Genomic DNA, 24,233 nt, shown 5'->3' with positions numbered 1-24,233 from the left:
TGTAGTTGGAGCGCTTCTGTCGCTGATGGTTGCGTCACTGACCTTGCCAATCGCCGCAGCGGCAACGCCGCATCCGCCTCTTGCATACCGTCAGCTGGACAACCCTTCACGCGAGGCTGCCGCGCAGGAACTGATGGAGACCCTGCGGTGCCTGACCTGCCAGAGCCAGTCCATCGCCGATAGCGATGCTCCCATGGCGGCCAGCATGCGGCATGAGGTCCGCACGAGGATCGCGGCGGGCGAGGATCCCGAGGCGATTCGCAACTGGCTGATCCAGCGTTATGGCGATTACGTCAGCTATTCTCCGCAGGTTGGGGCCGCCACATGGCCGCTTTATGCCGGGCCGATCGTCCTGCTTCTGATTGCCGGTCTGCTGATCAGGCATCGGCTGGGAGGGAAGCGATGAGCTGGTTGCCAATTGCCCTCCTTGCCGCACTCGTATTCATCCTCGCCGCCTTGGTGTTGAAGCTGCCGCGACCGCTCTGGACCCTGTTCGCAGCCGCGCTGACATTCGGTCTGGCAGGTTATGCGTGGCAGGGTTCTCCGGGGCAGGGCGGCGCGCCGGCGGAACCTGCTGCAGATGCTTCGGAATCAGGGGAGGCACTGGTGGCTGCGCGTCGCAGCATGTTCGCCAGCGAATTGCCTCCGCCGCGCTGGATCACGGTGGCGGATGCCTTTACCCGCAAAGGCCGGTATGAGGATGCCGCCAACATGCTGCGAAACGCGGTGGCGGAAAATCCCGACGATCTCGAGGCTTGGCTCGCCCTCGGCAACGTTCTGGTCGAACATGCAGATGGGGCACTGACGCCTGCAGCAACCTATGCATACGATCGCGCCGAACAATTGGGACCCGACCATCCCGGCGCGCCTTTCTTCGTCGGTATCGCCTTGCTGCGGTCGGGCGAACCGCAACAGGCCCGCGATGCCTGGGCCGAACTGCTTTCCCGTACGCCTGTTAATGCTCCTTGGCGCGGCCAGCTTGAGGACCGGGTCACGATCCTTGACCAGTTGCTGGCCATGCAGGCGCAGCGGATGGGACCGCCCGACCCGGTGCAGGATGATACGCCCGCTCCTGCTGGTCCGGCGCTGCCGCCCGCAATGCCCTGACCTGACCTGCTGTTGCAGGGCCCTGAGTATGCTGGTAACGGGCGTCGCCTTGCCGCGCCCGGCATCAAGCGTGACATTGAAAGCCATTCGTCATGACCGAAGCTGCGGTTCCGCAAAAGCATCCTTCCGCCGATGCCATTCCCCCTGGCGGGCGCGGAAATAGGTTTTCTCCGAAGGCTGCACTGGCGATTGGTTCAATCGGGATCGTGTTCGGCGATATCGGAACCAGTCCGATCTACGCCTTTCGGGAAACCTTCGTCGGGCCTCATCCGCTGACGCTCGACACCCTGCACGTGCTAGGCGTCATGAGCCTGATCTTCTGGGCGATGACGCTGATCGTTTCGATCCAGTACGTGACCATATTGATGCAGGCAGACAACAAGGGGCAGGGCGGCAGCCTGGCGCTGGTTGCGCTGATCTCGCGATCGCTGTCGAAGTCCCGCTATGCGTGGATAACCGTGCTGCTCGGCGTATTCGCAACATCGCTGTTTTACGGCGACAGCATGATCACGCCCGCAATTTCGGTGCTTTCCGCCGTGGAAGGCCTGACCGTTGTGCAGGCAGGGCTCGAGCCACTGGTTCTGCCGATTGCACTCGTGCTCCTCATCTTCCTGTTCATCATCCAGAAGCGCGGCACCGCGAAAGTGGGCGCACTGTTCGCCCCCGTGATGATCGTCTATTTTCTCGTCATCGCCGTGCTGGGCACTATTCAGATCGTGCAGAACCCGGGCGTGCTCGCGGCGCTGAATCCCTGGTATGCGGTGCAGTTCTTCATCACCGACAAGATGCTGGGATTTCTGGCGCTTGGCTCGGTCGTGCTGGCGGTAACGGGTTCGGAAGCGCTGTATTCCGACATGGGCCATTTCGGCCGCGGACCGCTGCGCCTGTCATGGTTTGGCTTTGTCATGCCATGTCTGCTGCTCAACTATTTCGGCCAGGCGGCCATGATCATCAGCCTGGAACCGATCGCAGCGGCAGAAGCGATCAAGAATCCGTTCTTCATCCTGGCGCCCGAATATCTGCGCTTTCCGTTAGTCATCCTCGCGACGGCGGCCACCTTCATCGCCAGCCAGGCCGTGATTTCCGGTGCGTTCTCCATCACGCATCAGGCCATGCAGCTGGGCTTCATTCCCCGTCTGTCGATCCTTCACACCAGCGAGACCGAAGCGGGTCAGATATACATCCCCTTCGTCAATTGGGCGCTGCTGGTCGCGGTATTGCTGCTGGTGGTGACATTCGGTAATTCGTCCAGCCTCGCATCAGCCTACGGCATTGCGGTGACGGGCGCGATCCTGATCGACACCTGCCTCATGGCGGTGTTGCTCATCGCGGTATGGAAATGGCGCTGGCTGTGGGCTCTGCCGGTCATTATCCTGTTCTTCATCGTGGACGGTGCATTCTTCGCGGCGAACGTTCCCAAGATCCCTGACGGTGGCTGGTTTCCGCTGCTGATCGGCGCGATCATCTTCACGTTGCTCACCACCTGGGCCAAGGGGCGCACGCTCATGCGCGAACGCATGGCCGAGGTCGCGCTGCCTATCGAGATCTTCGCAAAATCTGCCCGGAACAGCGCGGCACGCGTGCCCGGGACCGCTGTGTTCATGGCCTCGAATTTCGGCGGCGTGCCATCGGCCCTGCTGCACAATATCAAGCATAACAAGGTGCTGCATGAACGCGTCGTGGTGCTGACCGTCCTGATTGCGGACGAACCCTACGTCGATCTGGACGGGCGATACGAGGTCAAGGATCTGGGAGACGGCTTCTACCGCATGGTGCTGCATTACGGCTTCATGGAAGAAACCGACGTGCCGCTCGCGCTGAAAGATGCCGATCTTTGCGGCGGCAGCTTCGACATGATGCGCACCAGCTTCTTCCTGTCGCGGCAGACGCTGCTACCGTCGAAGAACCCGGCCATGCCTATCTGGCGAGAGCGGATCTTCGCGTGGATGCTGCGCAATGCGGCGACGGCGATGGAATTCTTCCGCCTGCCGACAAACCGCGTGGTCGAACTGGGAAGCCAGGTAGAAATCTGATCCTATTCGCCGGTAGGCGGCCGGTCCGATATGACCTCTTCCTTGCGTTCGGGATCGAGCCCGTGGCGCATCAGCATGGGTATCTGGCTGAAGGTGAAGAGAAAGCTGACGGGCAGGAAGACCCAGATCTTGGCCGCGAGCCAGTCCCCGAAAGACAGATAGAAGCGCAGGCCCTCGTTCAGGGCGGCAAGACCAAGAAAGAATATGCCCCAGTTTCGTGACAGCTTCATCCAGCCGGCATCGTCCAACCCTTCGAATGCCGCTTCCAGCAATATCTTCAGGAGCGGGCGTCCCATCCTGTAACCGACCAGTAGGGCGACCCCGAAGATCGTATAGAGCAGCGTCGGCTTGATCTGGACAAAGTCGGGATCGCCGAAGAAGACCGTCAATCCGCCGAAGCCAATGATCAGGGCGGTTGAAAACCACAGCATCGGCGACACCTTGCCAAGGTGCCATTTCGAAACGGCAAGGGCGATCACCGAAGCAACCATGAAGGCCAGTGTGCCGCGAATAACCGCGGCGATTTCCCCAACGGGCTCCGGCTCGTCCGGCGAGAAATAGCGGTAGGTGAAGAAGAAGACGATCAGCGGTCCGTAATCGACAGCGACGTTCAGCCAGCCGGATTTCTTCGGCTTATCTTTGATCGTATCGTTCATCAGGCAACTCCGGCGATCACGCGGGCGACAAGGTCAGGGTCGAAGGGGCGCAGATCGTCGATCTGTTCACCGACGCCGATGGCATGAATGGGCAGGCCATATTGCTGTGCCGCCGCCACCAGGACACCGCCCCGGGCCGTGCCGTCCAGCTTGGTCATGACCAGGCCGGTCACGCCGGCAACTTCGCGAAACGTCTCGATCTGCTGCAAGGCATTCTGCCCATTGGTTGCATCCAGCACCAGCACGACATCATGGGGCGCTTCGGGATTGATCCGGCCAAGGACGCGGCGGATCTTTGAAAGTTCATCCATCAACTCGCGCTTGTTCTGCAAGCGGCCCGCCGTATCAACGATCAGGGCATCGGTGCCGCGATCGGTAGCCGATTTCACCGCGTCGAAAACGATGCTCGCGGGGTCGCCACCTTCCGGCCCGCGGATCAGAGGTACGTCGATCCTGTCCGCCCAGGTCTGCAACTGCCCGATTGCGGCGGCGCGGAACGTGTCGCCCGCGGCCAGCATGACAGCGTAGTCGTCCTCCTGAAACCAATGCGCCAGTTTGGCGATCGTGGTCGTCTTGCCGCTGCCGTTCACCCCGATCACCAGGATCACCTGCGGGCGCGGGAAAGCGGTGACATCCAGCGGCTTGGCCACGGGTCGGAGGATTTCTGCAATCTCCTCGGCTACGGCTTCCTTCAATTCACGTTCGGTGATGTCGCGGCCGAAGCGCTTTTCAGCCAGACTCGCCCGAATGCGCGCAGCGGCCGACGGACCGAGATCGGAGATGATGAGAGCGTCCTCGACATCGTCTAGGGTCGCATCGTCCAGCTTCGCGGTGCCGACGACCCCGTTCAGATTGGAAGACAGCCTTTCCGATGTCTTGCGAAATCCGCCTAACACGCGGGCGGACCAGCCGGTCTCGCTCATATCAAAAGGCCTTCCTGAACAGAATTTGGTTCAATGGTGACGAGGGTACCCGCCGCCGTTCCGGCAGGCAGGCGCAGCCGCGCGAAGTGTGGAGTGTAGCCCGTACCGTCTCTTTCGGCGAGGACCGAATGGGATTGCCCGGTGAGGCTGTCCAGCCAGGCCGCTCGGCGCATGGAGACGGCGGCGCGCAGATCGGCGGCGCGCTTCTTCACGATTTCGCGGCGCAGCTGGGGCATTCGCGCTGCCGGTGTGCCCTCGCGCGACGAAAAAGGGAAGATGTGACCATGGACGATATCGAGTTCATGGATGATCGAGAGATTGGCCTCGTGCATGGCTTTACTCTCTGTCGGAAAACCGGCGATGAGATCCGCGCCTATCGCGATCTCCGGGCGCGCAGCTTTCAAGCGCGTGACAAGATCGACGGCATCGGCACGGAGGTGACGCCGCTTCATGCGCTTCAGGATCAGGTCATGCCCATGCTGCAGCGACAGGTGGAGATGCGGCATGAGCCGATCCTCACCTACAAAAAGTTCGAAGAGCAGCGGGTCGATCTCGATCCCATCGAGCGACGACATGCGAAGGCGGGGCAGTTCGGGAAAGGTGCTCAAAATCGCCGCCACCAGCGCTCCCAACGGCGGACTGCCCGGCAGGTCATGCCCCCAGGATGTCACATCGACGCCGGTCAGCACCAGTTCCGATGCGCCGCGATCCAGATGGAGGCCGACCTCACGCAGCACTTGAGCGATCGTCAGCGAACGGCTGGGGCCCCGGCCCCGTGGAATGATGCAGAAGGTGCACGCATGGTCGCAGCCATTCTGCACGGTGACAAAGGCACGGGTGCGGGCAGCAGGGCGAGGGGATGCGTTCGCGGCAACGTTCCAAGCGCGCGGGTCCAGCTTCGCTCCATTGGGGATGATCCCATCCACCTCGGGCATGGCGGCGATGGCTTCGCGTTCCACCTCGGCTGCGCATCCTGTCACTAACAGGCGCGCATCAGGGCGAGCGCGGCGGGCGCGGCGAATGGCCTGGCGGGTCTGGCGCACAGCTTCCGCTGTGACCGCGCAACTGTTGACCACGATCATGTTGTCTTCAGCGCCGAGCAGTTCACGCAGTCTTTCGCTTTCGGAAATATTCAGCCGACAGCCGAGTGTGCGAATTTCAGGCCCGCTCATAGATAGTCCTGCAAGTCAAATTCGCCGCGAAAGCTTTCCTGCGCCGGGCCTGACATGATGATCGGCCCGCTGCCATCCCAGCTGATCTGCAAGGCGCCGCCGGGCAGATGGACCGTCACCTCATTATCCACCAGCCGCCTGCGAATGGCGGAGACTGCCGTGGCGCAGGCGCCGGTTCCGCATGCGCGTGTCAAACCGGAGCCGCGCTCCCAGACGCGCAAGCGAATGGTGCCCCGGTCAGTCACGGTGGCGACGTTCACGTTGATGCGCGCGGGAAAGAGTTGATCGTTCTCGATTTCGGGCCCGAGATGTTCGAGGGGAATGTCCTCCTGCCGGTCAACGAAGAAGACCACATGAGGGTTGCCGACATTCACGGCAGCCGGGTTTTCCAGCACGTCCCAAGCCACCGGCATCGCCAGCGTATCCATCGGGTAGGCCAGCGGCACCGATTCCCATTCGAATCGCGGGACGCCCATGTCGACGTCGACTCCCGAATCTGAAGGATGGGCCGAGACTATACCGCTCTCGGTCTCGATCCTTGCCGGTCTGCCATGAAGAAGCGCCACCGCCCGGCTGGCATTGCCGCAGGCGCCGACTTCCCCGCCATCGGCGTTGAAAATGCGCATGCGAAAATCCGCTTCTGCTGCACTGGTTGGCTCAAGACGCACCAGCTGGTCGCACCCGATCCCCGTGCGCCGGTCTGCAAGCGCGGCAATGGCGCGGGTGGACAGCACCGGCAGTTCCTGCTCCCGCGCGTCGAGAATGACGAAATCATTGCCGAGGCCGTGCATCTTGACGAATGGAACGCGCATGGCCTGCGCATCTAGGTGCCCATGACCCCTGCGTCCAGTGGCGCAGCCGATCAGCCTGCCTGGCTGACAGGCTCGGCAGCGTCTGCTGGCATGAGGATCGGCAGGTCCGCAGCAGCGCCGCTATGCTTCAGCAGACCGAGCGATTGCAGGCGACGCCTTACGTCACCTCCGCTTTCGGGCTTTCCGTAATGATAGCCCTGGCCCTTGAGTTGTCCGAATTGCTTCAGCGTATCCAGAATGCGCCCATTCTCGATGCCTTCGGCCGTGATTGGCAGGTTCAGGCCTTCACCCAGCGAAATAATAGCCTCTATAAGCTTGGGATTGGCCGTGTCGTTCTGAAGTTCCTGGATAAAGCTGCGATCGATCTTGAGCCGGTCGAAGGGCAGGCTGCGTAATTGGGAAAGGCTGGAATAGCCGGTTCCGAAGTCGTCCAGGCTGATGCGCACGCCCTGATTTTTCAGGCTGGTGATCATCACGCGCACATTGCCGAGGTTCTCGTGAAGGCAGCTCTCGGTAATTTCCAGATCGAGCCTGTGCGGCGGGAAATTGTGCTGGATCAAGGTCTTCAAAAGCTTCTGCGAAAACCAGGGATCACGCATCTGAACGGGCGAGATATTTACCGACAGGGTCAGGCGCGGATCCCAGTGGGCGGCTTCTGCCAATGCCGCATTGATCAACTGGTCGGATAATTGCGTGATCACGCCGATTTCCTCGGCGATGGGAATGAATATTTCCGGGCTGACTTCGCCCAGCTTCGGCGAATGCCAGCGGGCGAGCATCTCGAACCCGACCAGCTCATTCGTTTCGAGATCGATCTGCTGTTCGTAGAAGGGCTGGAATTCGCCGCCAAGCAGCCCCTGCCGAATGCCCGTTTCAATCTCGTTGCGGAGCAGGAGTTCCTTTTCCATCGGCATTTCGAACCAGAAGAAGCGGTTCTTGCCCTTCTTCTTCGCCTGATACATCGCGATATCGGCCTTGTGCAGCAAAGCCTGCGCCACCGTATCTTCTGCATCCTGTGCTTTTCCGCCTGCGAATTCCTTCGAGGCGGAAGAGGCGATCATTTCGGTCGATGCTATGCCGATGGACACCGTGACCTGCGCACTGATCCCGTGATCGTCAAAAGTCGCCGGGATGGTGTCGACGAGCTTTTCGGAGAAGCGGTCAATATATTCCGGCTTCGCGGCATCGTAGGGAACGACACAGGCGAATTCGTCGCCGCCCAGGCGGGCCAGCAATGCATTGCCGGGCAACAGCATGGCAATCTGTTCTGCCATGCGTACCAGGATGCGATCGCCGGCAGCATGACCGTTCAGATCGTTGACCTGCTTGAAATTGTCGAGGTCGATCATGAGGAAGGCGACGGCCTGCCCCTTCAACTTGCTGGACTCCACGAGCCGACTGGTCGCAGGCGAAATGCTGCGGCGGTTCAGGCAGCCGGTAAGCGGATCGGTTTCGGCCAGCCGCCGCGCTGCTTCTTCAGCCTCGCGGCGTTCGGCGATCTCCTGCGTCAGTTCGCGGTAGCGGCGCCAGCCGAAGATGATGAGCGCGATGTTGAGGAGCAATGCGTTGACCAGCATTGCGTCGGGTGCGGCGCCGATTCCCCGCAGGTTGCGAACGATCATCGGCAGGACCGATCCACCCGTACCGACGAACATCAGGATCGCACCTGTCGCGATGCCGAGAGCGATGAAATCGCGCTCTGCAGGTCCGACTTTCGATGCTACCTGTCTGAACTTGTCGCCCATCCGCCTGTCCGTCGCCTTTCGGCGCACCCCGTTGCCCCTTGTTCTGAGTTGGAATGAGGGATTACACTGAAGATCAGGTTAATTCGGAACCTGTCCTGCAGCGAGCCAGTACTATTTCGATCAGGCTGCCAGCCTTTTGCCTGAACGGGCGAGCTAGAGATTCCAAAGATTGGAGAATTTGAGTGCCACGATACTGGTTGATGAAGTCCGAACCCGATGCCTATTCATGGGACGATCTCGAAGCGGCGGGAGAGGGCGTCTGGGACGGCGTTCGCAACCACGCGGCCAAGAACAATCTTGCAGCCATGGAAGTGGGCGACCAGGCCTTCTTCTACCATTCGAACATCGGCCGCGAGATCGTGGGCATCATGGAGGTCAGCGAGGCCGGCCTGCTCGATCCCACGGACAAGGAAGGCAAATGGGCCGCGGTCAGAGTGATCCCGCGCACGAAACTGCCGGCTACCGTTACCTTGAAATCGATCAAGGCGGCTGACGATGAACTGGGCGAGATGCAGCTGGTCAAGCAGTCCCGTCTTTCCGTTTCGGAAGTGACCAAGCACGAATGGTCGAAGATATTGTCGATGGCAGGCATTTGAGCGGAACTGCACGATGCGATGAGGCGTTTCTTTCCTGCACGGCGAATCCTTCGCCGCATCAAGGAGCAACGACATGGGTGAACTCGGAGACAAGGCCAAGGGCGTCGCGAACGAGGCTGCCGGCAAGGTCAAGCAGCAGTCGGGCGATCCCGAAACGCGGGCCGAAGGTCATGCGCAGGAACGCAAGGGCGAAGCGCAGAACCTGAAAGGTGAAGTCAAAGGGGCCATGGGAAACAAGGTCTGAAACACTTCAACCTGCGATGAAAGAAGGGGCGCTGTTCAGCGTCCCTTTTCATGTCTTCCGTATTTGAGAGCCAATCAGCGGCCTATTCGCCTTTCTCGCGAAGGCCGCTGATGGTGGCGCCGCTGGCCGCCAGCTGCTCCACATCAATGATGCAATGGATCACCCGAAGTCCCGTTCGGCCCTGCGCCGCCATGAGGCCGTTTCGAAATTCGTCCGTCGTTTCACATCGGACCGACCATGCACCGAAGGAAGCCGCCAGAGCGGCGAAATCCGGATTGACCAGACATGTTGCTGAAATTCGTCCGGGGAACTCCCGTTCCTGGTGCATCCGAATGGTTCCGTAAGCTCCATTGTCGACAATGACCACGATCATGTCGAGCCCGTGCTGCACTGCAGTGGCAAGTTCCTGCCCGTTCATCAGGAAATCGCCGTCGCCCGCCACGGCGACGATCTGCCTGCCGGGAAAGCGTGCAGCCGCTGCCACCGCTGCCGGAACGCCGTAACCCATGGCTCCAGCAGTCGGTGCCAGCTGCGTCGGGAAGCCTTCGTAGCGCCAGTAGCGGTGCCACCATCCCGAGAAATTACCAGCGCCATTGCAGATGATCGTGTCGGCAGGCAGCGTATCGCGCATGAAGATCACGCATGCCGCGAGGTCGAGCGGATAGGCGCTTTGCGGAGGCGGCGATGCCCAATCCTCCCATTCCCGATGAGCTTCTGCACCGGCGTCGAAATCGGTAATTCCGTCGTCCCAAAGCGCTGCCGTTTCCGCGAATTCCGCCATATCCGCACAAATCGCCAGATCGGTCCTGTAGACCCGGTTGAGTTCCTCGGGATCGGGATGCACGTGAATCAGCACCTGGCCCGGATGCTCGGGCGAGGGAAGGGTGTAACCATCGGTCGTGGCCTCGCCCAACCGGGCGCCGATCGCCAGGACCAGATCGGCATTTCTAACCCGATCGACCAGGGCCGGGTTGGGTCCATAGCCAAGGTTGCCCGAATATACCTTGCTGGATGGCGCGATGGCGTCCTGACGACGGAAGGCCGTAGCCACCGGCACACCAATGCGTTCCGCAAACAGTGTAAAATATTCGCGGGCCTTGGCGTTCCATCCGGCGCCCCCGACAATTGCCACAGGCGAAGCGGCGTCGGCGATCATGGCCATCATCGCCTGCATGGCGGATGGGCAGGGCGGCTGGGCAGGACGAAGAATTTCGGGGCGAGGAAAGAGGCCCTCGACCGTTTTGGACAACACGTCTTCAGGCAGGGCGAGAACGACCGGCCCTGGACGGCCGCTGATCGCCGTTGCATAGGCGCGCGCGACATATTCGGGAATCCGCCGCGCATCGTCGATCCGGGCACTCCATTTCGCCAGCGGTGCGAACAGGGCGGGCATATTGACCTCCTGAAAGCCTTCCCGGTCCCGCATTGCGCTGTCCACGTCTCCGACGAACAGGATCATCGGCTGCGAATCCTGCATGGCGACGTGTACGCCGATACTTGCATTTGTTGCCCCGGGGCCACGGGTCACGAAGCAGATGCCAGGCCGTCCCGTCATGGTCCCATCGGCGCAGGCCATGAACGCGGCGCCGCCTTCCTGGCGGCAGGTCACCACATCGATGTCGTCACGGCCGTGAAGTGCGTCCAGAACCGGCAGGAAGCTCTCTCCCGGCACCGTGAAAATCCGGTCGCAGCCCTGATGGGCGAGGCAATCGACCAGCAGTTCTGCCGCCGATACTGGCCCATCGTCTGCTTTTTCGGAAGAGACGGGGCGGTCGGCGGAAGAGGAATGATCGTGGTTCATGCCGGAAGACTAGCCGTAACTCACAAAGCGGGCAATCCGCGGCAGGCTACGGCTGCATTGCCCCGGAGACACGCCTGAACCATCGATCATGGTTAACGTTTCATTATGCAACAGGGCGCAATCAGCGGGAGCGAAATAGTTACCGGGAAGTTAACGTCTGCATCATGAGACGCTCCCTTGTTCTATCCGATGAAGCCGCTCGCCACCCATTTCTGGCCAGCCTGCCCCCACACGTCCGCAGCGGCGCCGACCCCGTCCCGGCCCGCCCTGAGTGGAAATTGACGAGAGACGATGTGAGCGGATTTCTTACCGCCTATTTCGGCTGTCTCGTTGCGGTCGGCATATTCATCAGCTGACCAGCCTTCGCGGCCCCATCATCACGGCACAAGCGCGTGCCGTTCATGCCGTTCCGCAACATAGAGCCGCGCACCCAGCCAGGCTGAAACGAGGCACATGGCGGCGCTCAGCAGCAATTGTTCGACGATGGGGATGCCAATCATGTTCAGCAGCATGACAATGGCCGATCCGCCGACCATGGCTCCGGAATTTACGATATTGTTGGCCGCGATGGTGCGCGCAGCCTGCGTCTTTGGCACAAAGGTTGTGAGGAAGGCATAGAGCGGCACCACGAACATGCCGCCGGCCACCGCGATCCCCATCAGCGATACCATCATCTGCAAGGCAAGCGGTTGGGCGAGGAATTCCGGAATGTTTCGCAGGTGACCCGCGGGCGGAATGTTCCACCTGTCGGCCACCATGTAGAAAGCAACGACGAACAGGCCCATCGTCAGCACCGACACAGGTGCGAAACGCGCAGAAACTGTCCCTTTCAGCAGCGCATTGATCGAAACCGAACCCACAGCCACGCCAACCGAGAAGATCGCAAGGAACAGACTTGCCACTTCGCGCGTGCCGCCGATCACATTGTTGACCAGAACGGGAAAGTGGATGAACAGGACGGTGCCGATCGTCCAGAAAAAGCTGATCGCGATAATGGCCAGCCAGACGCGCTTGTCCTCACGCACCTGCCGGATGATCGTTGCGGACGCCCTGAGCACATGGAAATCCAGCGGCTCCGGCTCCTGCATCGCGGGAGCCGGGGGTACCTGCCGACCCGAAATGTAACCCAGCACCGCAATCAGCAGGACAAGGAACGCTGCAGTTGCCACGCTGATGAAGCCTGCCAGAATCGTGCCGAGCAGAATAGCGATATAGGTGCCCGCCTCGACCAGGCCGGTCCCGGCCAGCACTTCGTTTTCCTTCAGATGTTGGGGGAGAATTGCATATTTGATCGGGCCGAAGAACGTCGATTGCAGGCCAGTCAGGAACAGCGCCAGCAGCATCAGCGGGATTGCAATTGCCTCTACTCCGAAGCCCACCCACGCCAGCAACAGCCCGGCCGCGCCGATGATCATCAGCCCGATTTCGCACAATTTGACGATTCGGATGATCCGCGCCTTGTCGCGCATATCGGCCAATTGGCCGGCGAGCGCGGAAAACAGGAAGAAGGGGAGAATGAAGAGCAGGCTGGCGACGGAGCTGAAGATGCCGTCGGCCTCTTCCGACCGGTACACGGCATAGACGACGAACAGGACCATCGCGGTCTTGTAGAGATTGTCGTTGAAGGCACCGAGCAGCTGCGTGATGAACAGCGGCAGGAATCGCCTCCGGCCCATTAGATGCGTAATGGTCGTCATGATATCCTACCGCGAACCCATATTTGCACACGGCCCTAGAGATATGCGCGATGCGGACAAGGACTTTCGCAAATGGAAAGCGCTGTCCCGCTTTTGCAGCAGCGGAAGGTGCGCTAGGGAGCCGATGCGATGATGACCCTTCCCAACATCCTGACGCTGTCGCGAATCGTGACCATACCATTGCTGGCGGCGCTGTTGTGGTGGCCGCAGTGGCAGCTCGGCTATGCGCTCGCCTTTGTGCTTTACTGCCTGATGGGCATCACCGATTATTTCGACGGCTATTTCGCCAGGTCCAGCGACAAGGTGTCGCGGCTTGGCCAGTTCCTCGATCCCATAGCGGACAAGTTGATGATCGCCGCGGTGATCCTGGTCCTGACCGCACAAGGCTATCTTCGCGGTCCTTACGTTGGCGACCTGCACGTCGTGGCAGGACTCATCATCCTGATGCGCGAGATCGCGGTTTCGGGGCTGCGCGAGTTCCTGGCCGGGCTGCAGGTCAGCGTCCCGGTCACGCGGCTGGCGAAATGGAAAACGACACTGCAGCTCGTGGCGCTCGGCGGTCTGATACTGAGCGGTGCCCTGCCGAATTGGGATTGGCTCCACCTTCTCAGCCTGATTGCGCTGTGGAGCGCGGCTGTCCTGACGGTAATCACCGGATGGGATTACCTGCGGGTCGGTCTCAGGCACATGGACTGATCGGCGCTGGTTTAGACTAACCGAGAATTGGAATACCGAACCTGTCGCGCGGATCGTTGCTGTCGAAATCTTCGTCCGGAGCGGAAAAGCCGAAGTGCTCCACAACTTTCTGATGCAGCGGCACTTCGAACTTGATGCCTGCGTTGCGTCCGATGCGCCAGACTATCCGGCCCGGCATCGTTGCCAATTCCCGCAGCCGGACTTCGACTGCGCTGCCTTCGCTGAGGTTGCCGCTGCGCGTCTCAATCATGCAGCCGCCGGACGACAAATTGTACAGCATCACGACGTCGCGTTCGCCTGCGATATCGCATTCGATTTCCTGATCGACGATGAAACGATTGTAGGAACGCATGTGTAACCCCCGGATTGTGGGCGTTACCTAGACGCAAAGTGATCAATAATTAGTAAATCAGCCGGCGCGGACTTCTTCCGCCAAAAGCCGGAATTCCTCCGCTCGTGGAGAATTCCGGCGCCAGGCGAGGACGATCTCGCGCGTCGCGGCCCTGGCCTTCAGCGGGCGGGCGACCACCTTCGTGTCGCGCAGAATCCCGGCCTCCAGCGCCATTTCCGGCAGCATGGTTACGCCGAGCCCGTTATCGACCATCTGCACAAGCGTATGCAGGCTGGTTCCGATCATGGCTGCGCTCGCGCGCAAGCCCGGTCGGTTGCAGGCGGCGAGCGCATGTTCCTTCAGGCAATGGCCATCCTCCAGCAGCAGGAGGCGGCCATCGTCGATCATCGAAGCGGGTATGGATTCAGGTGGATTGCGCGGTTCGCCTTCGGGCATGGCGACGAACAGGCGATCGTCGGAAATATGCGCCGTGTCCACTTCGCCGGTCGGAAAGGGCAGGGCGAGCAGCACGCAGTCGGCCCGGCCCTGGTGCAGCGAATCGATAGCGTCCTGACTCGGCTCTTCGCGCAGGAACAGCTTGAGGTCGGGCCGTTCCCGCCTCAGCCGCGGCAACATGCGCGGGAGCAGGAAAGGCGCGATGGTCGGTATGACGCTCATCCGCAATTCGCCCGAAAGCGGTTTGCCCGCGGCAAGCACGAGTTCCGAAAGCTCCTCCGCCTCGCGCAGCAGGCGATGTGCCTTTTCGACGACCTGATTGCCAAGTGGCGTGAAGCGGATGACCCGGCGGCTGCGTTCGACCAGCGTCACTCCCAGCAGCGATTCGAGTTCTCGAATACCGGCGGACAGCGTCGATTGCGAAACAAAGCTCGCTTCGGCAGCGCGGCCGAAATGCCCATGTTCGTGCAGTGCCACCAGATATTGCAGCTGCTTTATCGTGGGCAGATAGGTGCTCACTCTTCCTCGTCTCCGACGGAGTTGTCGTTGAACACTGCCGGGGGAGTGTTCAACGCAGGATCTGCCCCCCGCTTCGTGTCGTCACGTTCGAAATGCGTCATCTCGAGGCGGCCCTGCTTCACGGTAAAGCCGACGCGGCCCTCGACCAGCTCAAGCGCATCCTTGCCAAAGACGTCGTAACGCCACCCCTCCAGCACCGGCAGGTCGCGGGTGCCAGCGGCGAGAGCTTCCATTTCGTCGCTGCGGGTCAGCAGGCGCGGGGCGACATCGATCTCTCGGCTGCGGATCTTCAGCAGCAATTTCAGCAGATCGGCCACGAGAGCGCCTTCCTTGCCCAAGGGCGCGCCGCGCTGATTGCGTTCCGGCATTTCGGATTTGGGCAGCGGTCCGGCACCCGCGATCACATCCATCATGCGCTTGCCGATATCATTGTCCTTCCACGCGGCGGAAAGGCCGCGCACCTTCGCAAGGTCGGCCTGGACGCGCGGCGGGTGGGCGGCGATGTCGGCCAGGGTTTCGTCGCGCATGATCCGGCCGCGCGGAATGTTCTTGTGCCGTGCCTCGTTCTCCCTCCATCCGGCGAGAGCCTTGAGGCGGCCCAGCACGTCGGCCTTGCGGCTCTGAGCGCGAATGCGTTTCCAGGCCTCGCCGGGGTCCTGCGCGTAATTGGCGGGATCGGCCAGCTTCTCCATCTCGGCATCGAGCCAGACGCCGCGGCCCGTTCCGATCAGCTTCTTCAGCATCTTGGGAAACAGCCGCGACAGATGCGTCACGTCGCCGATCGCATATTCGATCTGCCGTTCGGTCAACGGGCGGCGGCTCCAGTCGGTGAAGCGTGCGCCCTTGTCCACCGTGATGCCCAGCCAACTTTCCACCAGGTTCGCATAGCCGATCTGTTCCGACTGGCTGATCGCCATCATCGCGATCTGGGTATCGAAGATGGGGTGCGGAGTCTTACCGGTCAGATTGTAGATAATCTCCACATCCTGACCGCCCGCGTGAAAGACTTTCAGCACATCCTCATTGTCGCAGAGCAGATCGAGCAGCGGGGTCAGATCGATGCCTTTCGCCATCGGGTCGATGGCGGCGGCTTCCTTGTCATCCGCGATCTGCACGAGGCAGAGCTCCGGATAATAAGTATTCTCGCGCATGAATTCGGTATCGACCGTGACGAAATCGGCATTGGCGAACCGGTTGCACAAGGCGGTCAGTTCATCGGTCGTGGTGATGAGATCGTGTATTTTCATCGTTCTTTTCTATATGCGGGCGGCACGCCACCCTGCGGGCCAGAAGCCCCTGCCGAAAGCGCCGCGTCCTTGACAAAGAGCGGTGCTTCCCCTGTTAGCGCCCCATTCAGGACAGACCGGTTCTGCAGGTGCAGCGCCGGTCGAAACGCCTTAGACCCATAGCCTCCCGAATGGAAAGACTCTCCATGCACGCCTATCGCACCCATACTTGCGCCGCGCTTTCGAAAGACAATGTCGGGGAAACCGTCCGTCTGTCTGGCTGGGTCCACAGGAAGCGCGACCATGGCGGCGTCCTTTTCGTCGATCTGCGCGATCATTACGGCATGACCCAGATCGTCGCGGACGAGGACAGTCCGGCGCTCGCATTGCTGGAATCGCTGCGGGTGGAAAGCGTCATCACCATCGATGGCGAGGTCAAGGCCCGCAACGAAGCGACGGTGAACGCCAACCTGCCGACCGGTGAGATCGAGGTTTTCGCCCGCTCCGTGACTGTGCAGAGCCGTGCCGACGAACTGCCGCTGCCGGTCGCGGGCGAGCAGGAATATCCCGAAGACATCCGCCTGAAGTACCGCTTCGTCGATCTTCGCCGCGAGACCATGCATCGCAACATCATGCTGCGCAGCGACGTGATCACCTCGCTCCGCCGCCGCATGGTGGAGCAGGGCTTCCGCGAATATCAGACGCCGATCCTGGCAGCGTCCAGCCCTGAAGGCGCGCGAGACTACCTGGTGCCCAGCCGCCTGCATCCTGGCACATTCTACGCGCTGCCGCAGGCGCCGCAGATGTTCAAGCAGCTGCTGATGGTGGCAGGCTTCGACCGCTACTTCCAGATTGCCCCCTGCTTCCGCGACGAAGACCTTCGTTCGGACCGCAGCCCCGAATTCTACCAGCTCGATTTCGAGATGAGCTTCGTCACGCAGGAAGACGTGTTCAACACTATCGAGCCTGTGCTGGCTGGTGTGTTCGAGGAATTCTCCGGCGGCAAGACGGTTACGTCTGCCGGCGAGTTCCCGCGCATCCCCTATGCCGAAGCAATGCTGAAATACGGTTCGGACAAGCCGGACCTTCGCAACCCGCTGATCATCAGCGACGTGACATCGCATTTCGAAAAATCGGGGTTCGGCCTGTTCGAAAAGATCGTCGGCAGCGGCGGCCGCGTGCGCGTCATCCCCGCGCCGAACACTGCCGACAAGAGCCGCAAGTTCTTTGACGACATGAACAATTGGGCACGCGGAGATGGCTTTGCCGGCCTCGGCTATGTGACTCGCAAGGGTGGCGAATTCGGCGGTCCCATTGCCAAGAACCACGGGCCGGACCTGATGGCCGACCTGTATGACGAACTCGGCCTCGGACCGGATGACGGGCTGTTCTTCGCAGCTGGCAAGGAAGCCGAAGCAGCCAAGCTGGCCGGTGCCGCGCGGACCAAGGTGGGCGAGGAGCTCGGCCTGATCGAGCAGGGCTGCTTCAAGTTCTGCTGGATCGTCGATTTCCCGATGTTCGAATATGACGAGGCGCTCGGCAAGGTCGATTTCAGCCACAACCCTTTCTCGATGCCGCAGGGCGAGATGGAGGCGCTGGAAGGCAAGGACCCGCTCGACATCCTCGCGTGGCAATATGACATCGTGTGCAACGGCTACGAATTGTCGAGCGGGGCGATCCGTAACCACCGGCCCGACATCATGTACAAGGCTTTCGAGATCGCCGGCTATTCCAAGGAAGTCGTCGACGCGCAGTTTTCCGGCATGATCGAGGCGTTCAAGCTGGGCGCGCCGCCGCATGGCGGATCGGCCCCCGGCATCGACCGCATCGTCATGCTGCTGGCAGATGAACCGAATATTCGCGAAGTCATCGCCTTTCCGCTGAACCAGCGCGCGCAGGACCTGATGATGGGTGCGCCGTCCGCCGTCAGCAAGCAGCAGCTGAAGGACGTGCACATCAAGCTGCTAGAAGAGCCGCGTGCGGCCGACGCGGAAAAGGCGAGGACCGATCAGCTGGGTGACTGAAGGCGGGCCTTGTGCCGCATGGGCACTTGCCAGCCAGCGCCCCGTTCATTAGGGCGAAAGACAAATGAACAACCCGCAATTTTGAGAGGGAAAACATGAGCGATACTGCTGAACGCGTACAGAAGATCGTCGTCGAACATCTGGGCGTCGAATCCGACAAGGTGACCCAGGAAGCCAGCTTCATCGACGATCTGGGTGCGGACAGCCTCGACATCGTCGAACTGGTCATGGCGTTCGAAGAGGAATTCGGTGTCGAAATTCCCGACGATGCGGCTGAAAAGATCACGACCGTCGGCGATGCCACGAAGTACATCGAAGAACACAAGGGCTGATCGCCCGCTGGTCAAACTGCCTGGCAGATCATTTCGGGCTCGCCCCGCCGGACAGGCCGGCGGCAGGCGGATCATGACAGGCTCGACCCGGTAAGGGCCGGGCCTGTTGCATTTAACGGAGAGTCGCATGCGCCGTGTCGTCGTAACCGGTCTCGGTCTCGTAACCCCGCTCGGGGCCGACGTCGAAACAGTCTGGTCCAACATCCTTGCCGGTAAGAGCGGGGCAGGGCCCATCACGCGCTTCGACGCATCGGACCAGAAATGCCGCATCGCCTGCGAGGTGAAGCCGGCTGACCACGAATATGGTTTTGACCCGAACAAGCGCGTCGATCACAAGGTGCAGCGCCAGGTCGATCCGTTCATCGTCTATGGCATCGACGCCGCCGGTCAGGCGATCGAGGATGCCGGGCTGGAGGATATGGACGAGGCGACGCGTTTGCGTGCCGGTTGTTCCATCGGGTCGGGCATCGGCGGGCTTCCCGGTATCGAAAAGGAATCGCTGGTCCTGGCCGAGAAAGGGCCGGGCCGCGTTTCGCCGCATTTCGTGCATGGGCGGCTGATCAACCTGATTTCCGGCCAGGTCTCGATCAAATACGGCCTGATGGGCCCGAATCACGCAGTCGTGACCGCCTGTTCCACGGGCGCGCACTCGATCGGCGACGCGGCGCGGATGATTCGTGACGACGATGCCGACATCATGCTGGCCGGCGGCGCGGAAGCGACCATCTGCCCTATCGGCATCGCCGGATTCGCCCAGGCGCGCGCGCTCAGCACTGCGTTCAACGACCAACCCGAAAAGGCGAGCCGCCCCTATGACGAAGCGCGCGACGGCTTCGTCATGGGCGAAGGCGCAGGTGTCGTCGTGCTTGAGGAATATGAGCACGCCAAAGCCCGAGGCGCGAAGATCTACGCGGAAGTGATCGGTTACGGCCTCTCGGGCGATGCATATCATGTCACGGCGCCGCATCCCGAAGGTTCGGGCGCGTTCCGCTCCATGCAGATGGCGCTCCGCAAAGCCGGTGTTGGCCCCGCAGACATCGATTACATCAACGCGCATGGCACTTCGACGCCGCTGGGCGATGAGCTTGAGCTTGGCGCAGTCCGCCGCCTGTTCGGTGACGACATTGCTCGCGTTTCGATGAGCTCGACCAAATCCGCCATCGGGCATCTGCTCGGCGGTGCCGGTGCAGTTGAGTCCATCTTCTGCATTCTCGCCATGCGTGACCAGATTGCGCCGCCAACACTCAACCTCGACAATCCGAGCGACGGCTGCGTCGGAGTCGATCTTGTGCCCCACACGGCCAAGAAGCGCGAGATTCGCGCCGTGCTGAACAACAGCTTCGGCTTCGGCGGCACCAACGCAAGCCTCGTGATGAAGCGGCCCGACTAATCATGATCAAGCGGGTCTGGATCATTGCCGCCGCGGGGCTGCTGGCTCTGCTGGCCGTCGCCGCCTTTTTCGCGGCCGGCTGGTACGGCGATGCCGATCTCGATGAAGATACCGCCTTCATCGTACCATCGGGCTCCAGCCTGACGGCGGTGGCTGCCAAGCTCGCGGATGAAGGCTATATCGGCTCTGCTGACGCCTTCCTGTTGCGGGCAAAGATCTTCGGCAGCGGCGATCCGATCAAGGCGGGCGAATTCATGCTTCCCGCAGGATCAAGCCCGGCGAACATACTGAAAACGCTGCAGCATGGCGAAGTCATCCGTCGCTTCGTGACGATCCCGGAAGGCATGCCTTCGATCCTGGTGCATGAACGGCTCATGGCGACCCCGCTGCTGACCGGAGACGCACCCGTTCCGGCGGAAGGAACGGTTCTGCCGGATACCTATGATTTCGAACGGGGAGAATCACGCGCTGCGGTGCTGCAACGCATGCAGGACGCCATGAGCGAAACCCTGGCGGAGCTTTGGGCCAAGCGCGGTTCGAACATCGCTGTGTCCACACCGCAGGAGGCCATCACGCTGGCTTCCATAGTGGAGAAAGAAACCGCTGTTCCCAGTGAACGCGAGATGGTTGCAGGTCTGTACTCCAACCGGGTGCGCCTGGGCATGAGGCTGCAAGCCGATCCGACGATCATTTACCCGATTACTCAAGGCAAGCCCTTGGGAAGGCGCATCCGCCAGTCCGAAATCGCGGCGGTAAACGATTACAACACCTACAGCATGGTCGGCCTGCCCCAGGGTCCGATCACCAATCCCGGCAGGGGCGCAATCGCCGCCGTGCTGAACCCGGCAGACACCAGCGCGATCTACATGGTCGCAGACGGTACGGGCGGCCATGCCTTCGGCGATACGCTGGCCGAACATAATGCCAATGTGGCGAAATGGTTCGCGCTGCGGCGACAACGCGGCGAGATGTGAGAGAGGCGGTTGTCAGGCGATGCGCCTCTGATCCTGACGGCGGACCTGCCGCAGGACATGCAAAGCTGGGCCACAGGCCTGCGCGACCAATATTTCCCGCCCGAGCGCAATCATTTGAAAGCCCACGTGACCCTGTTCCATGCGCTGCCGCCATCCTGCGAAAGAGAAATCCAAGACGCACTGGCTGCCATCGCCGCCCGGTCGGCACCGGTGCCAGGCAGGCTCGAGGGGCTGATGTCGCTGGGGCGGGGAAACGCGCTTAAACTGGCCAGCCCGGCGATGGTGGAGATCTGGGAGGATCTGGCGGACAGGTTCCACGGCCTTTTGACGCCGCAAGACGGACACAAGCCGCGCCTGCACGTCACGATCCAGAACAAGGTGAGTCCAAGAGAAGCGAAGGAACTGAACGCCATCCTCGCGCCGCAGATCATGGGGCGGGAATTTCGCTTTCGCGGCCTGTCGATGCATGCCTATCGCGGCGGACCCTGGGACCATCTGAAGTCATGGTCTTTTCGCGGTTGACCGCGACACACAGCCGCCCTAAACGCGCCGCGCTGGACAGGCAAAAAGCGATGCACGACATCCTTTCCTTGCCCGTGGCGGAGTAGCTCAGCTGGTTAGAGCAGCGGAATCATAATCCGCGTGTCGGGGGTTCGAGTCCCTCCTCCGCTACCAATCTTGTCGAACGCGGTGCGCGTTCGGTTTTCCTCTAGTCTGTTATCCGGTGTAAGCTGTCACCCCGGTCTGGCGAGGTTTTTCGTCATCGACGGAGGGGCTGCAACAGCACTAAGTCGGGCTATGAAGTCGAACGGATTCGTCCCGTCCACGCGCGGAAACCATTTGGGGAAGATTTATTTGTGAACCCAAACAAACACATTGAGGATTATCTTACCTATTTCCTGCGTATGAGTAATGAGCCTCACTACGCTGTGCTTTTAAACGGCGCATGGGGAACCGGCAAAACGTTCTTCGTCAAAAGCTTGCTGAGCAGACTGGCTGAACCAGACGGCTTTGTGTATGTTAGCTTATATGGGCTGAAGTCCACAGAGGAGATCGACCAGGCCGTTCTCCGTGCAGTCTACCCTTTCATCGGGACGAAAGTCGCGCAGCTAGGCGGGCATGTCGTCAGGGCAGCTCTGAAGTTCGGCGGAGTTGAGACAGACATCGGTATGGCTGACATCCTGCCAAGCGCTGTCGATAAGATTTTTATCTTTGACGACCTCGAAAGGGCTCAGCTCACACCAAACCAGACACTCGGCTACATCAACGAGTTTGTTGAACACATGGGCCGGAAGGTCTTGATCATCGCTAATGAGGCCGAAATTAGTGCTCGCAACTATCGGGTCATTCGAGAGAAAGTGATTGGAAAGACGCTACTGGTTCAGCCGGCTCTAGACCAAGCCCTTAGTTCATTTGTCGAAAAGATCGACGACAGCGGCCTGAGAGATCTGGTGCTGGCGAACACACCTTTTATCGAGAAGATCTTCATCCAGTCGGGGACAAGTAATCTCCGCATCCTTCAGCAGACCTTGTGGGATTTCGAACGGGTCGGAGCAGCCCTGACTGAGGAAATGAAGGAGAATGAGCCGGGCGTTAAAGCGCTCATTGGTCTTTTCTTCGCTCTGTCGATTGACCTGAAGTCCGGCAGTATTGCGCCTCATGTCCTGTCAGAACGATCGGCAATCGTCGGCCCCAGTGGCTGGCTTCTCGCCGCCCCAGACAATCACCCCATGCGAAAGACTATGGAGCGCTATCCAGAAGTTAATGTCGGCGATCAAATTTTATCCGACCAGGTTTTGGAGGATGTTTTAGTCAGAGGCTCGATCAACGTGGAAGAGGTCAGATCGACAATCTCGCAGAGCACATACTACGTTAGTAGCTCGGAGGAGCCGGCATGGCGCACTGTCTGGTATGGTTGGGAGCGTTCAGAAGAAGAGTTCGAAAACGCGCTCAAGAGGTTCGAGCAGCAGGTTCTAGAACGAGCTATCACCGAGCCCGGTGAGGTAGTCCACATGTTCGGGCTCCGGCTCTGGCTGAGCGAAATTGGAGAGCTTCCCATCGCGCTGTCGAAGGTGGTGGCTGAAGGGAAGGCTTACGTGGATGATCTTTACCAGGCGGGCGAGCTGGAGCCGTTACCAGAAGTTGCGGACGACGACCTGAGATATGGCGGATGGGGCGGCCTGCAAATTCGCTCACTTGAGCATGGAGAGATGAAGGAGCTTTGGGCATACTTCCGTGAAAGGAGGGGAGCGGCAGCGAAGGACGCACTCCCTTCTTTGGCTCGCGAGCTTCTATCGGAGTTGGCTAAGGATCCTGATCTCTTCGAAAGACGTATTTCACCCGAGAGCGGAGACGACAGCACGTTGGCGAGGGTGCCGGTAATGACGGCGATGCCCGTCGATGAAACGATAGCGGCGCTGCTCCATCTGCACCCGGTCAAGCAATGGCGGGTGTTCGCCGGGCTTCGTGCTAGATACGAGCACGGCTTGATTGATCACCGCTTTCCCGAAGAGCGGATTTGGGTCTCGAAGTTCGCGGATCACTTGCGACCGCAACTTGTGGATCAGCGACCACTCACTCGTGACCGCTTAAATCGTCAACTGGACGCTCTCCTGGAGCTGATTGGGCCCCCTCCAGAAGATGGAGCTGCCGGCAAGTAGATGAGTGCTGTGTCGGTGAGCGGCACACGTTCAAGGTGCAGCAGCCGCGCTCAGTTTTTCAGCATGATCTGCGCTTCCTACCACATGCATCATGCGGTGGCAGTTTGGGCACAACGCTACGGTGTTCTCAATGGTATCGGCGCCTCCCTGCGAGAGCCACTGGACATGATGCACTTCGAGGTAAGGCTCGCCCGCCTTCGTTGAAAAAGGTGCGGGCTTGGTGCACAGCTGGCAATGACCAGCCGCGCGACGCTTAGCGTATTCAGCAACCCAAGGATTCCGCTGATACTGCTGCGTTATAGCGGGCCTCACTCCCACCCGAGTGCTGCCGCTTTGCTTTGCCTTCGCCTTCAAGGCCGCATCGCTAAGGGCCTTGGCCCTCTTGGCTTGTGCCTCCGCCTCAATCCGAAGCGCTTCTAAGGATAATGGCTTGGTGCTGCCCGTCTTGGGAGTGACGGGAAAGATCCACACTTTACGGCTTGTCCCGTCCTCACCATTCTGCGCGTCTTGATAAGGTTCTGAGGCCAGCTCGACCGGTCCGACATAGGAATAGACGCTTGGCTTGTGCACCTCGAATAAGTGCACAGCCACGCCGTTCACCGAGCTTTCTGCCAGCGTCTTGTTCTGCATGAAGCCGATCGATTGATCTCCCGACTTGCCCATGCCGGTGTAGTGCAGGACCTCGCCGACCCAGCGGTCGATATACAGGCCCTTGAACGGGTCACTAACGATCACTGGACTTGTAACGTTTTTGCGCCGGTCACCTGAGCGATTAGAGCTCGCAACAGGAGACCGACGAGATGATCAAGCATACAGAAGAGTTCAAGCAGGAGGCGGTG

23 protein-coding genes and 1 tRNA gene are annotated in these 24,233 nt (G+C 60.6%); 13 read left to right on the top strand and 11 right to left on the bottom strand.

Annotated features, from left to right (window positions below; translation table 11 throughout):
* Positions 1-25: 25 nt before the first annotated feature.
* The 3 genes from G7A66_RS04600 (at position 26) to G7A66_RS04590 (ending at position 3,140) form a co-directional block, all read left to right on the top strand.
* Complete coding sequence (locus G7A66_RS04600) at positions 26-406, top strand: cytochrome c-type biogenesis protein (RefSeq protein WP_174294537.1); 381 nt, start codon at positions 26-28, stop codon at positions 404-406.
* Positions 403-1,107: a tetratricopeptide repeat protein gene (locus tag G7A66_RS04595; RefSeq protein ID WP_174294536.1), complete on the top strand. Its 705-nt coding sequence runs from the start codon at positions 403-405 to the stop codon at positions 1,105-1,107. Before G7A66_RS04600 ends, G7A66_RS04595 begins: the two co-directional genes overlap by 4 nt.
* Before the next feature lie 92 nt (positions 1,108-1,199).
* On the top strand, positions 1,200-3,140 hold the full coding sequence (locus G7A66_RS04590; RefSeq protein WP_174294535.1) for a potassium transporter Kup: 1,941 nt from the start codon (positions 1,200-1,202) through the stop codon (positions 3,138-3,140).
* 2 nt (positions 3,141-3,142) lie between these two features.
* Here G7A66_RS04590 and G7A66_RS04585 read toward each other — a convergent pair whose 3' ends face one another.
* The 5 genes from G7A66_RS04585 to G7A66_RS04565 are packed head-to-tail and all read right to left on the bottom strand — an operon-like array spanning position 3,143 to position 8,448.
* Positions 3,143-3,796, bottom strand: coding sequence for an inner membrane-spanning protein YciB (locus G7A66_RS04585; protein WP_174294534.1), 654 nt, complete (start codon positions 3,794-3,796; stop codon positions 3,143-3,145).
* Positions 3,796-4,719, bottom strand: a complete 924-nt coding sequence (gene ftsY / locus G7A66_RS04580; RefSeq protein ID WP_174294533.1) for a signal recognition particle-docking protein FtsY — start codon at positions 4,717-4,719, stop codon at positions 3,796-3,798. Before ftsY ends, G7A66_RS04585 begins: the two co-directional genes overlap by 1 nt.
* Positions 4,716-5,891: a MiaB/RimO family radical SAM methylthiotransferase gene (locus G7A66_RS04575; RefSeq protein ID WP_174294532.1), complete on the bottom strand. Its 1,176-nt coding sequence runs from the start codon at positions 5,889-5,891 to the stop codon at positions 4,716-4,718. The genes ftsY and G7A66_RS04575 overlap by 4 nt, the downstream gene beginning before the upstream one ends.
* Positions 5,888-6,703 carry a diaminopimelate epimerase gene (gene dapF / locus G7A66_RS04570; RefSeq protein ID WP_174294531.1) on the bottom strand — a complete coding sequence of 272 codons (816 nt, stop codon included), beginning with the start codon at positions 6,701-6,703 and terminating at the stop codon, positions 5,888-5,890. Before dapF ends, G7A66_RS04575 begins: the two co-directional genes overlap by 4 nt.
* A 50-nt stretch (positions 6,704-6,753) precedes the next feature.
* Positions 6,754-8,448 carry a putative bifunctional diguanylate cyclase/phosphodiesterase gene (locus G7A66_RS04565; protein ID WP_174294530.1) on the bottom strand — a complete coding sequence of 565 codons (1,695 nt, stop codon included), beginning with the start codon at positions 8,446-8,448 and terminating at the stop codon, positions 6,754-6,756.
* Between the two features lie 200 nt (positions 8,449-8,648).
* Here G7A66_RS04565 and G7A66_RS04560 point away from each other — a divergent pair, with 200 nt between their 5' ends.
* A complete protein-coding gene (locus tag G7A66_RS04560; protein ID WP_174294529.1) occupies positions 8,649-9,044 on the top strand; it encodes an EVE domain-containing protein in 396 nt (131 codons plus the stop codon).
* Positions 9,045-9,117: 73 nt separating this feature from the next.
* A complete protein-coding gene (locus G7A66_RS04555) occupies positions 9,118-9,288 on the top strand; it encodes a CsbD family protein (protein ID WP_174294528.1) in 171 nt (56 codons plus the stop codon).
* A gap of 82 nt (positions 9,289-9,370) precedes the next feature.
* On the opposite strand, the gene G7A66_RS04550 is transcribed toward G7A66_RS04555, so the two are convergent.
* Positions 9,371-11,089, bottom strand: a complete 1,719-nt coding sequence (locus tag G7A66_RS04550; RefSeq protein WP_174294527.1) for a thiamine pyrophosphate-dependent enzyme — start codon at positions 11,087-11,089, stop codon at positions 9,371-9,373.
* 377 nt (positions 11,090-11,466) lie between these two features.
* Positions 11,467-12,786, bottom strand: a complete 1,320-nt coding sequence (locus G7A66_RS04540) for an MFS transporter (RefSeq protein ID WP_174294525.1) — start codon at positions 12,784-12,786, stop codon at positions 11,467-11,469.
* Positions 12,787-12,915: 129 nt separating this feature from the next.
* Here G7A66_RS04540 and pgsA point away from each other — a divergent pair, with 129 nt between their 5' ends.
* On the top strand, positions 12,916-13,482 hold the full coding sequence (gene pgsA, locus G7A66_RS04535) for a CDP-diacylglycerol--glycerol-3-phosphate 3-phosphatidyltransferase (protein WP_174294524.1): 567 nt from the start codon (positions 12,916-12,918) through the stop codon (positions 13,480-13,482).
* Positions 13,483-13,498: 16 nt separating this feature from the next.
* On the opposite strand, the gene G7A66_RS04530 is transcribed toward pgsA, so the two are convergent.
* From G7A66_RS04530 to rnd, 3 genes are read right to left on the bottom strand one after another with little or no spacing between them, the layout of a single operon-like run.
* Positions 13,499-13,834, bottom strand: a complete 336-nt coding sequence (locus G7A66_RS04530) for a PilZ domain-containing protein (RefSeq protein WP_174294523.1) — start codon at positions 13,832-13,834, stop codon at positions 13,499-13,501.
* 57 nt (positions 13,835-13,891) lie between these two features.
* Positions 13,892-14,788 carry a hydrogen peroxide-inducible genes activator gene (locus G7A66_RS04525; protein ID WP_174294522.1) on the bottom strand — a complete coding sequence of 299 codons (897 nt, stop codon included), beginning with the start codon at positions 14,786-14,788 and terminating at the stop codon, positions 13,892-13,894.
* A complete protein-coding gene (rnd, locus tag G7A66_RS04520) occupies positions 14,785-16,035 on the bottom strand; it encodes a ribonuclease D (protein ID WP_174294521.1) in 1,251 nt (416 codons plus the stop codon). Before rnd ends, G7A66_RS04525 begins: the two co-directional genes overlap by 4 nt.
* Positions 16,036-16,220: 185 nt before the next feature.
* Here rnd and aspS point away from each other — a divergent pair, with 185 nt between their 5' ends.
* The 7 genes from aspS (at position 16,221) to G7A66_RS04485 (ending at position 23,394) form a co-directional block, all read left to right on the top strand.
* Positions 16,221-18,038, top strand: a complete 1,818-nt coding sequence (gene aspS, locus G7A66_RS04515) for an aspartate--tRNA ligase (protein ID WP_174294678.1) — start codon at positions 16,221-16,223, stop codon at positions 18,036-18,038.
* Positions 18,039-18,133: 95 nt separating this feature from the next.
* Positions 18,134-18,370, top strand: a complete 237-nt coding sequence (locus tag G7A66_RS04510; protein WP_174294520.1) for an acyl carrier protein — start codon at positions 18,134-18,136, stop codon at positions 18,368-18,370.
* A gap of 127 nt (positions 18,371-18,497) precedes the next feature.
* Positions 18,498-19,760, top strand: a complete 1,263-nt coding sequence (gene fabF / locus G7A66_RS04505) for a beta-ketoacyl-ACP synthase II (protein WP_174294519.1) — start codon at positions 18,498-18,500, stop codon at positions 19,758-19,760.
* A gap of 2 nt (positions 19,761-19,762) precedes the next feature.
* A complete protein-coding gene (gene mltG, locus G7A66_RS04500; RefSeq protein ID WP_174294518.1) occupies positions 19,763-20,734 on the top strand; it encodes an endolytic transglycosylase MltG in 972 nt (323 codons plus the stop codon).
* A 9-nt stretch (positions 20,735-20,743) separates the two neighbouring features.
* The gene (locus tag G7A66_RS04495; protein WP_232366642.1) at positions 20,744-21,256 is read left to right on the top strand and encodes a 2'-5' RNA ligase family protein; all 513 of its coding nucleotides are present in this window, start codon (positions 20,744-20,746) and stop codon (positions 21,254-21,256) included.
* A gap of 76 nt (positions 21,257-21,332) precedes the next feature.
* A tRNA-Met gene (locus G7A66_RS04490) sits at positions 21,333-21,409 on the top strand.
* A gap of 182 nt (positions 21,410-21,591) precedes the next feature.
* The gene (locus tag G7A66_RS04485) at positions 21,592-23,394 is read left to right on the top strand and encodes a P-loop NTPase fold protein (protein WP_174294517.1); all 1,803 of its coding nucleotides are present in this window, start codon (positions 21,592-21,594) and stop codon (positions 23,392-23,394) included.
* 30 nt (positions 23,395-23,424) lie between these two features.
* On the opposite strand, the gene G7A66_RS04480 is transcribed toward G7A66_RS04485, so the two are convergent.
* The gene (locus G7A66_RS04480; protein ID WP_206675067.1) at positions 23,425-24,129 is read right to left on the bottom strand and encodes an HNH endonuclease; all 705 of its coding nucleotides are present in this window, start codon (positions 24,127-24,129) and stop codon (positions 23,425-23,427) included.
* Positions 24,130-24,233 lie beyond the last annotated feature (104 nt).

This window comes from Alteripontixanthobacter muriae (assembly GCF_013336795.1).
Taxonomy (GTDB): domain Bacteria; phylum Pseudomonadota; class Alphaproteobacteria; order Sphingomonadales; family Sphingomonadaceae; genus Pseudopontixanthobacter; species Pseudopontixanthobacter muriae.
This window is presented reverse-complemented; position numbering and strand designations above follow the sequence as displayed.

Excerpts from the sequence above, each read along its gene's own strand:
- G7A66_RS04510 (WP_174294520.1), top strand. The coding sequence starts at position 18,134 with ATGAGCGATACTGCTGAACGCGTACAGAAGATCGTCGTCGAACATCTG.
- G7A66_RS04530 (WP_174294523.1), bottom strand. The coding sequence starts at position 13,834 with ATGCGTTCCTACAATCGTTTCATCGTCGATCAGGAAATCGAATGCGAT.
- rnd (WP_174294521.1), bottom strand. The coding sequence starts at position 16,035 with ATGAAAATACACGATCTCATCACCACGACCGATGAACTGACCGCCTTG.
- G7A66_RS04550 (WP_174294527.1), bottom strand. The coding sequence starts at position 11,089 with ATGAACCACGATCATTCCTCTTCCGCCGACCGCCCCGTCTCTTCCGAA.
- G7A66_RS04590 (WP_174294535.1), top strand. The coding sequence starts at position 1,200 with ATGACCGAAGCTGCGGTTCCGCAAAAGCATCCTTCCGCCGATGCCATT.
- pgsA (WP_174294524.1), top strand. The coding sequence starts at position 12,916 with ATGATGACCCTTCCCAACATCCTGACGCTGTCGCGAATCGTGACCATA.
- G7A66_RS04585 (WP_174294534.1), bottom strand. The coding sequence starts at position 3,796 with ATGAACGATACGATCAAAGATAAGCCGAAGAAATCCGGCTGGCTGAAC.
- mltG (WP_174294518.1), top strand. The coding sequence starts at position 19,763 with ATGATCAAGCGGGTCTGGATCATTGCCGCCGCGGGGCTGCTGGCTCTG.
- G7A66_RS04540 (WP_174294525.1), bottom strand. The coding sequence starts at position 12,786 with ATGACGACCATTACGCATCTAATGGGCCGGAGGCGATTCCTGCCGCTG.
- G7A66_RS04560 (WP_174294529.1), top strand. The coding sequence starts at position 8,649 with ATGAAGTCCGAACCCGATGCCTATTCATGGGACGATCTCGAAGCGGCG.
- aspS (WP_174294678.1), top strand. The coding sequence starts at position 16,221 with ATGCACGCCTATCGCACCCATACTTGCGCCGCGCTTTCGAAAGACAAT.
- G7A66_RS04575 (WP_174294532.1), bottom strand. The coding sequence starts at position 5,891 with ATGAGCGGGCCTGAAATTCGCACACTCGGCTGTCGGCTGAATATTTCC.
- G7A66_RS04600 (WP_174294537.1), top strand. The coding sequence starts at position 26 with ATGGTTGCGTCACTGACCTTGCCAATCGCCGCAGCGGCAACGCCGCAT.
- ftsY (WP_174294533.1), bottom strand. The coding sequence starts at position 4,719 with ATGAGCGAGACCGGCTGGTCCGCCCGCGTGTTAGGCGGATTTCGCAAG.
- dapF (WP_174294531.1), bottom strand. The coding sequence starts at position 6,703 with ATGCGCGTTCCATTCGTCAAGATGCACGGCCTCGGCAATGATTTCGTC.
- G7A66_RS04595 (WP_174294536.1), top strand. The coding sequence starts at position 403 with ATGAGCTGGTTGCCAATTGCCCTCCTTGCCGCACTCGTATTCATCCTC.
- fabF (WP_174294519.1), top strand. The coding sequence starts at position 18,498 with ATGCGCCGTGTCGTCGTAACCGGTCTCGGTCTCGTAACCCCGCTCGGG.
- G7A66_RS04565 (WP_174294530.1), bottom strand. The coding sequence starts at position 8,448 with ATGGGCGACAAGTTCAGACAGGTAGCATCGAAAGTCGGACCTGCAGAG.
- G7A66_RS04555 (WP_174294528.1), top strand. The coding sequence starts at position 9,118 with ATGGGTGAACTCGGAGACAAGGCCAAGGGCGTCGCGAACGAGGCTGCC.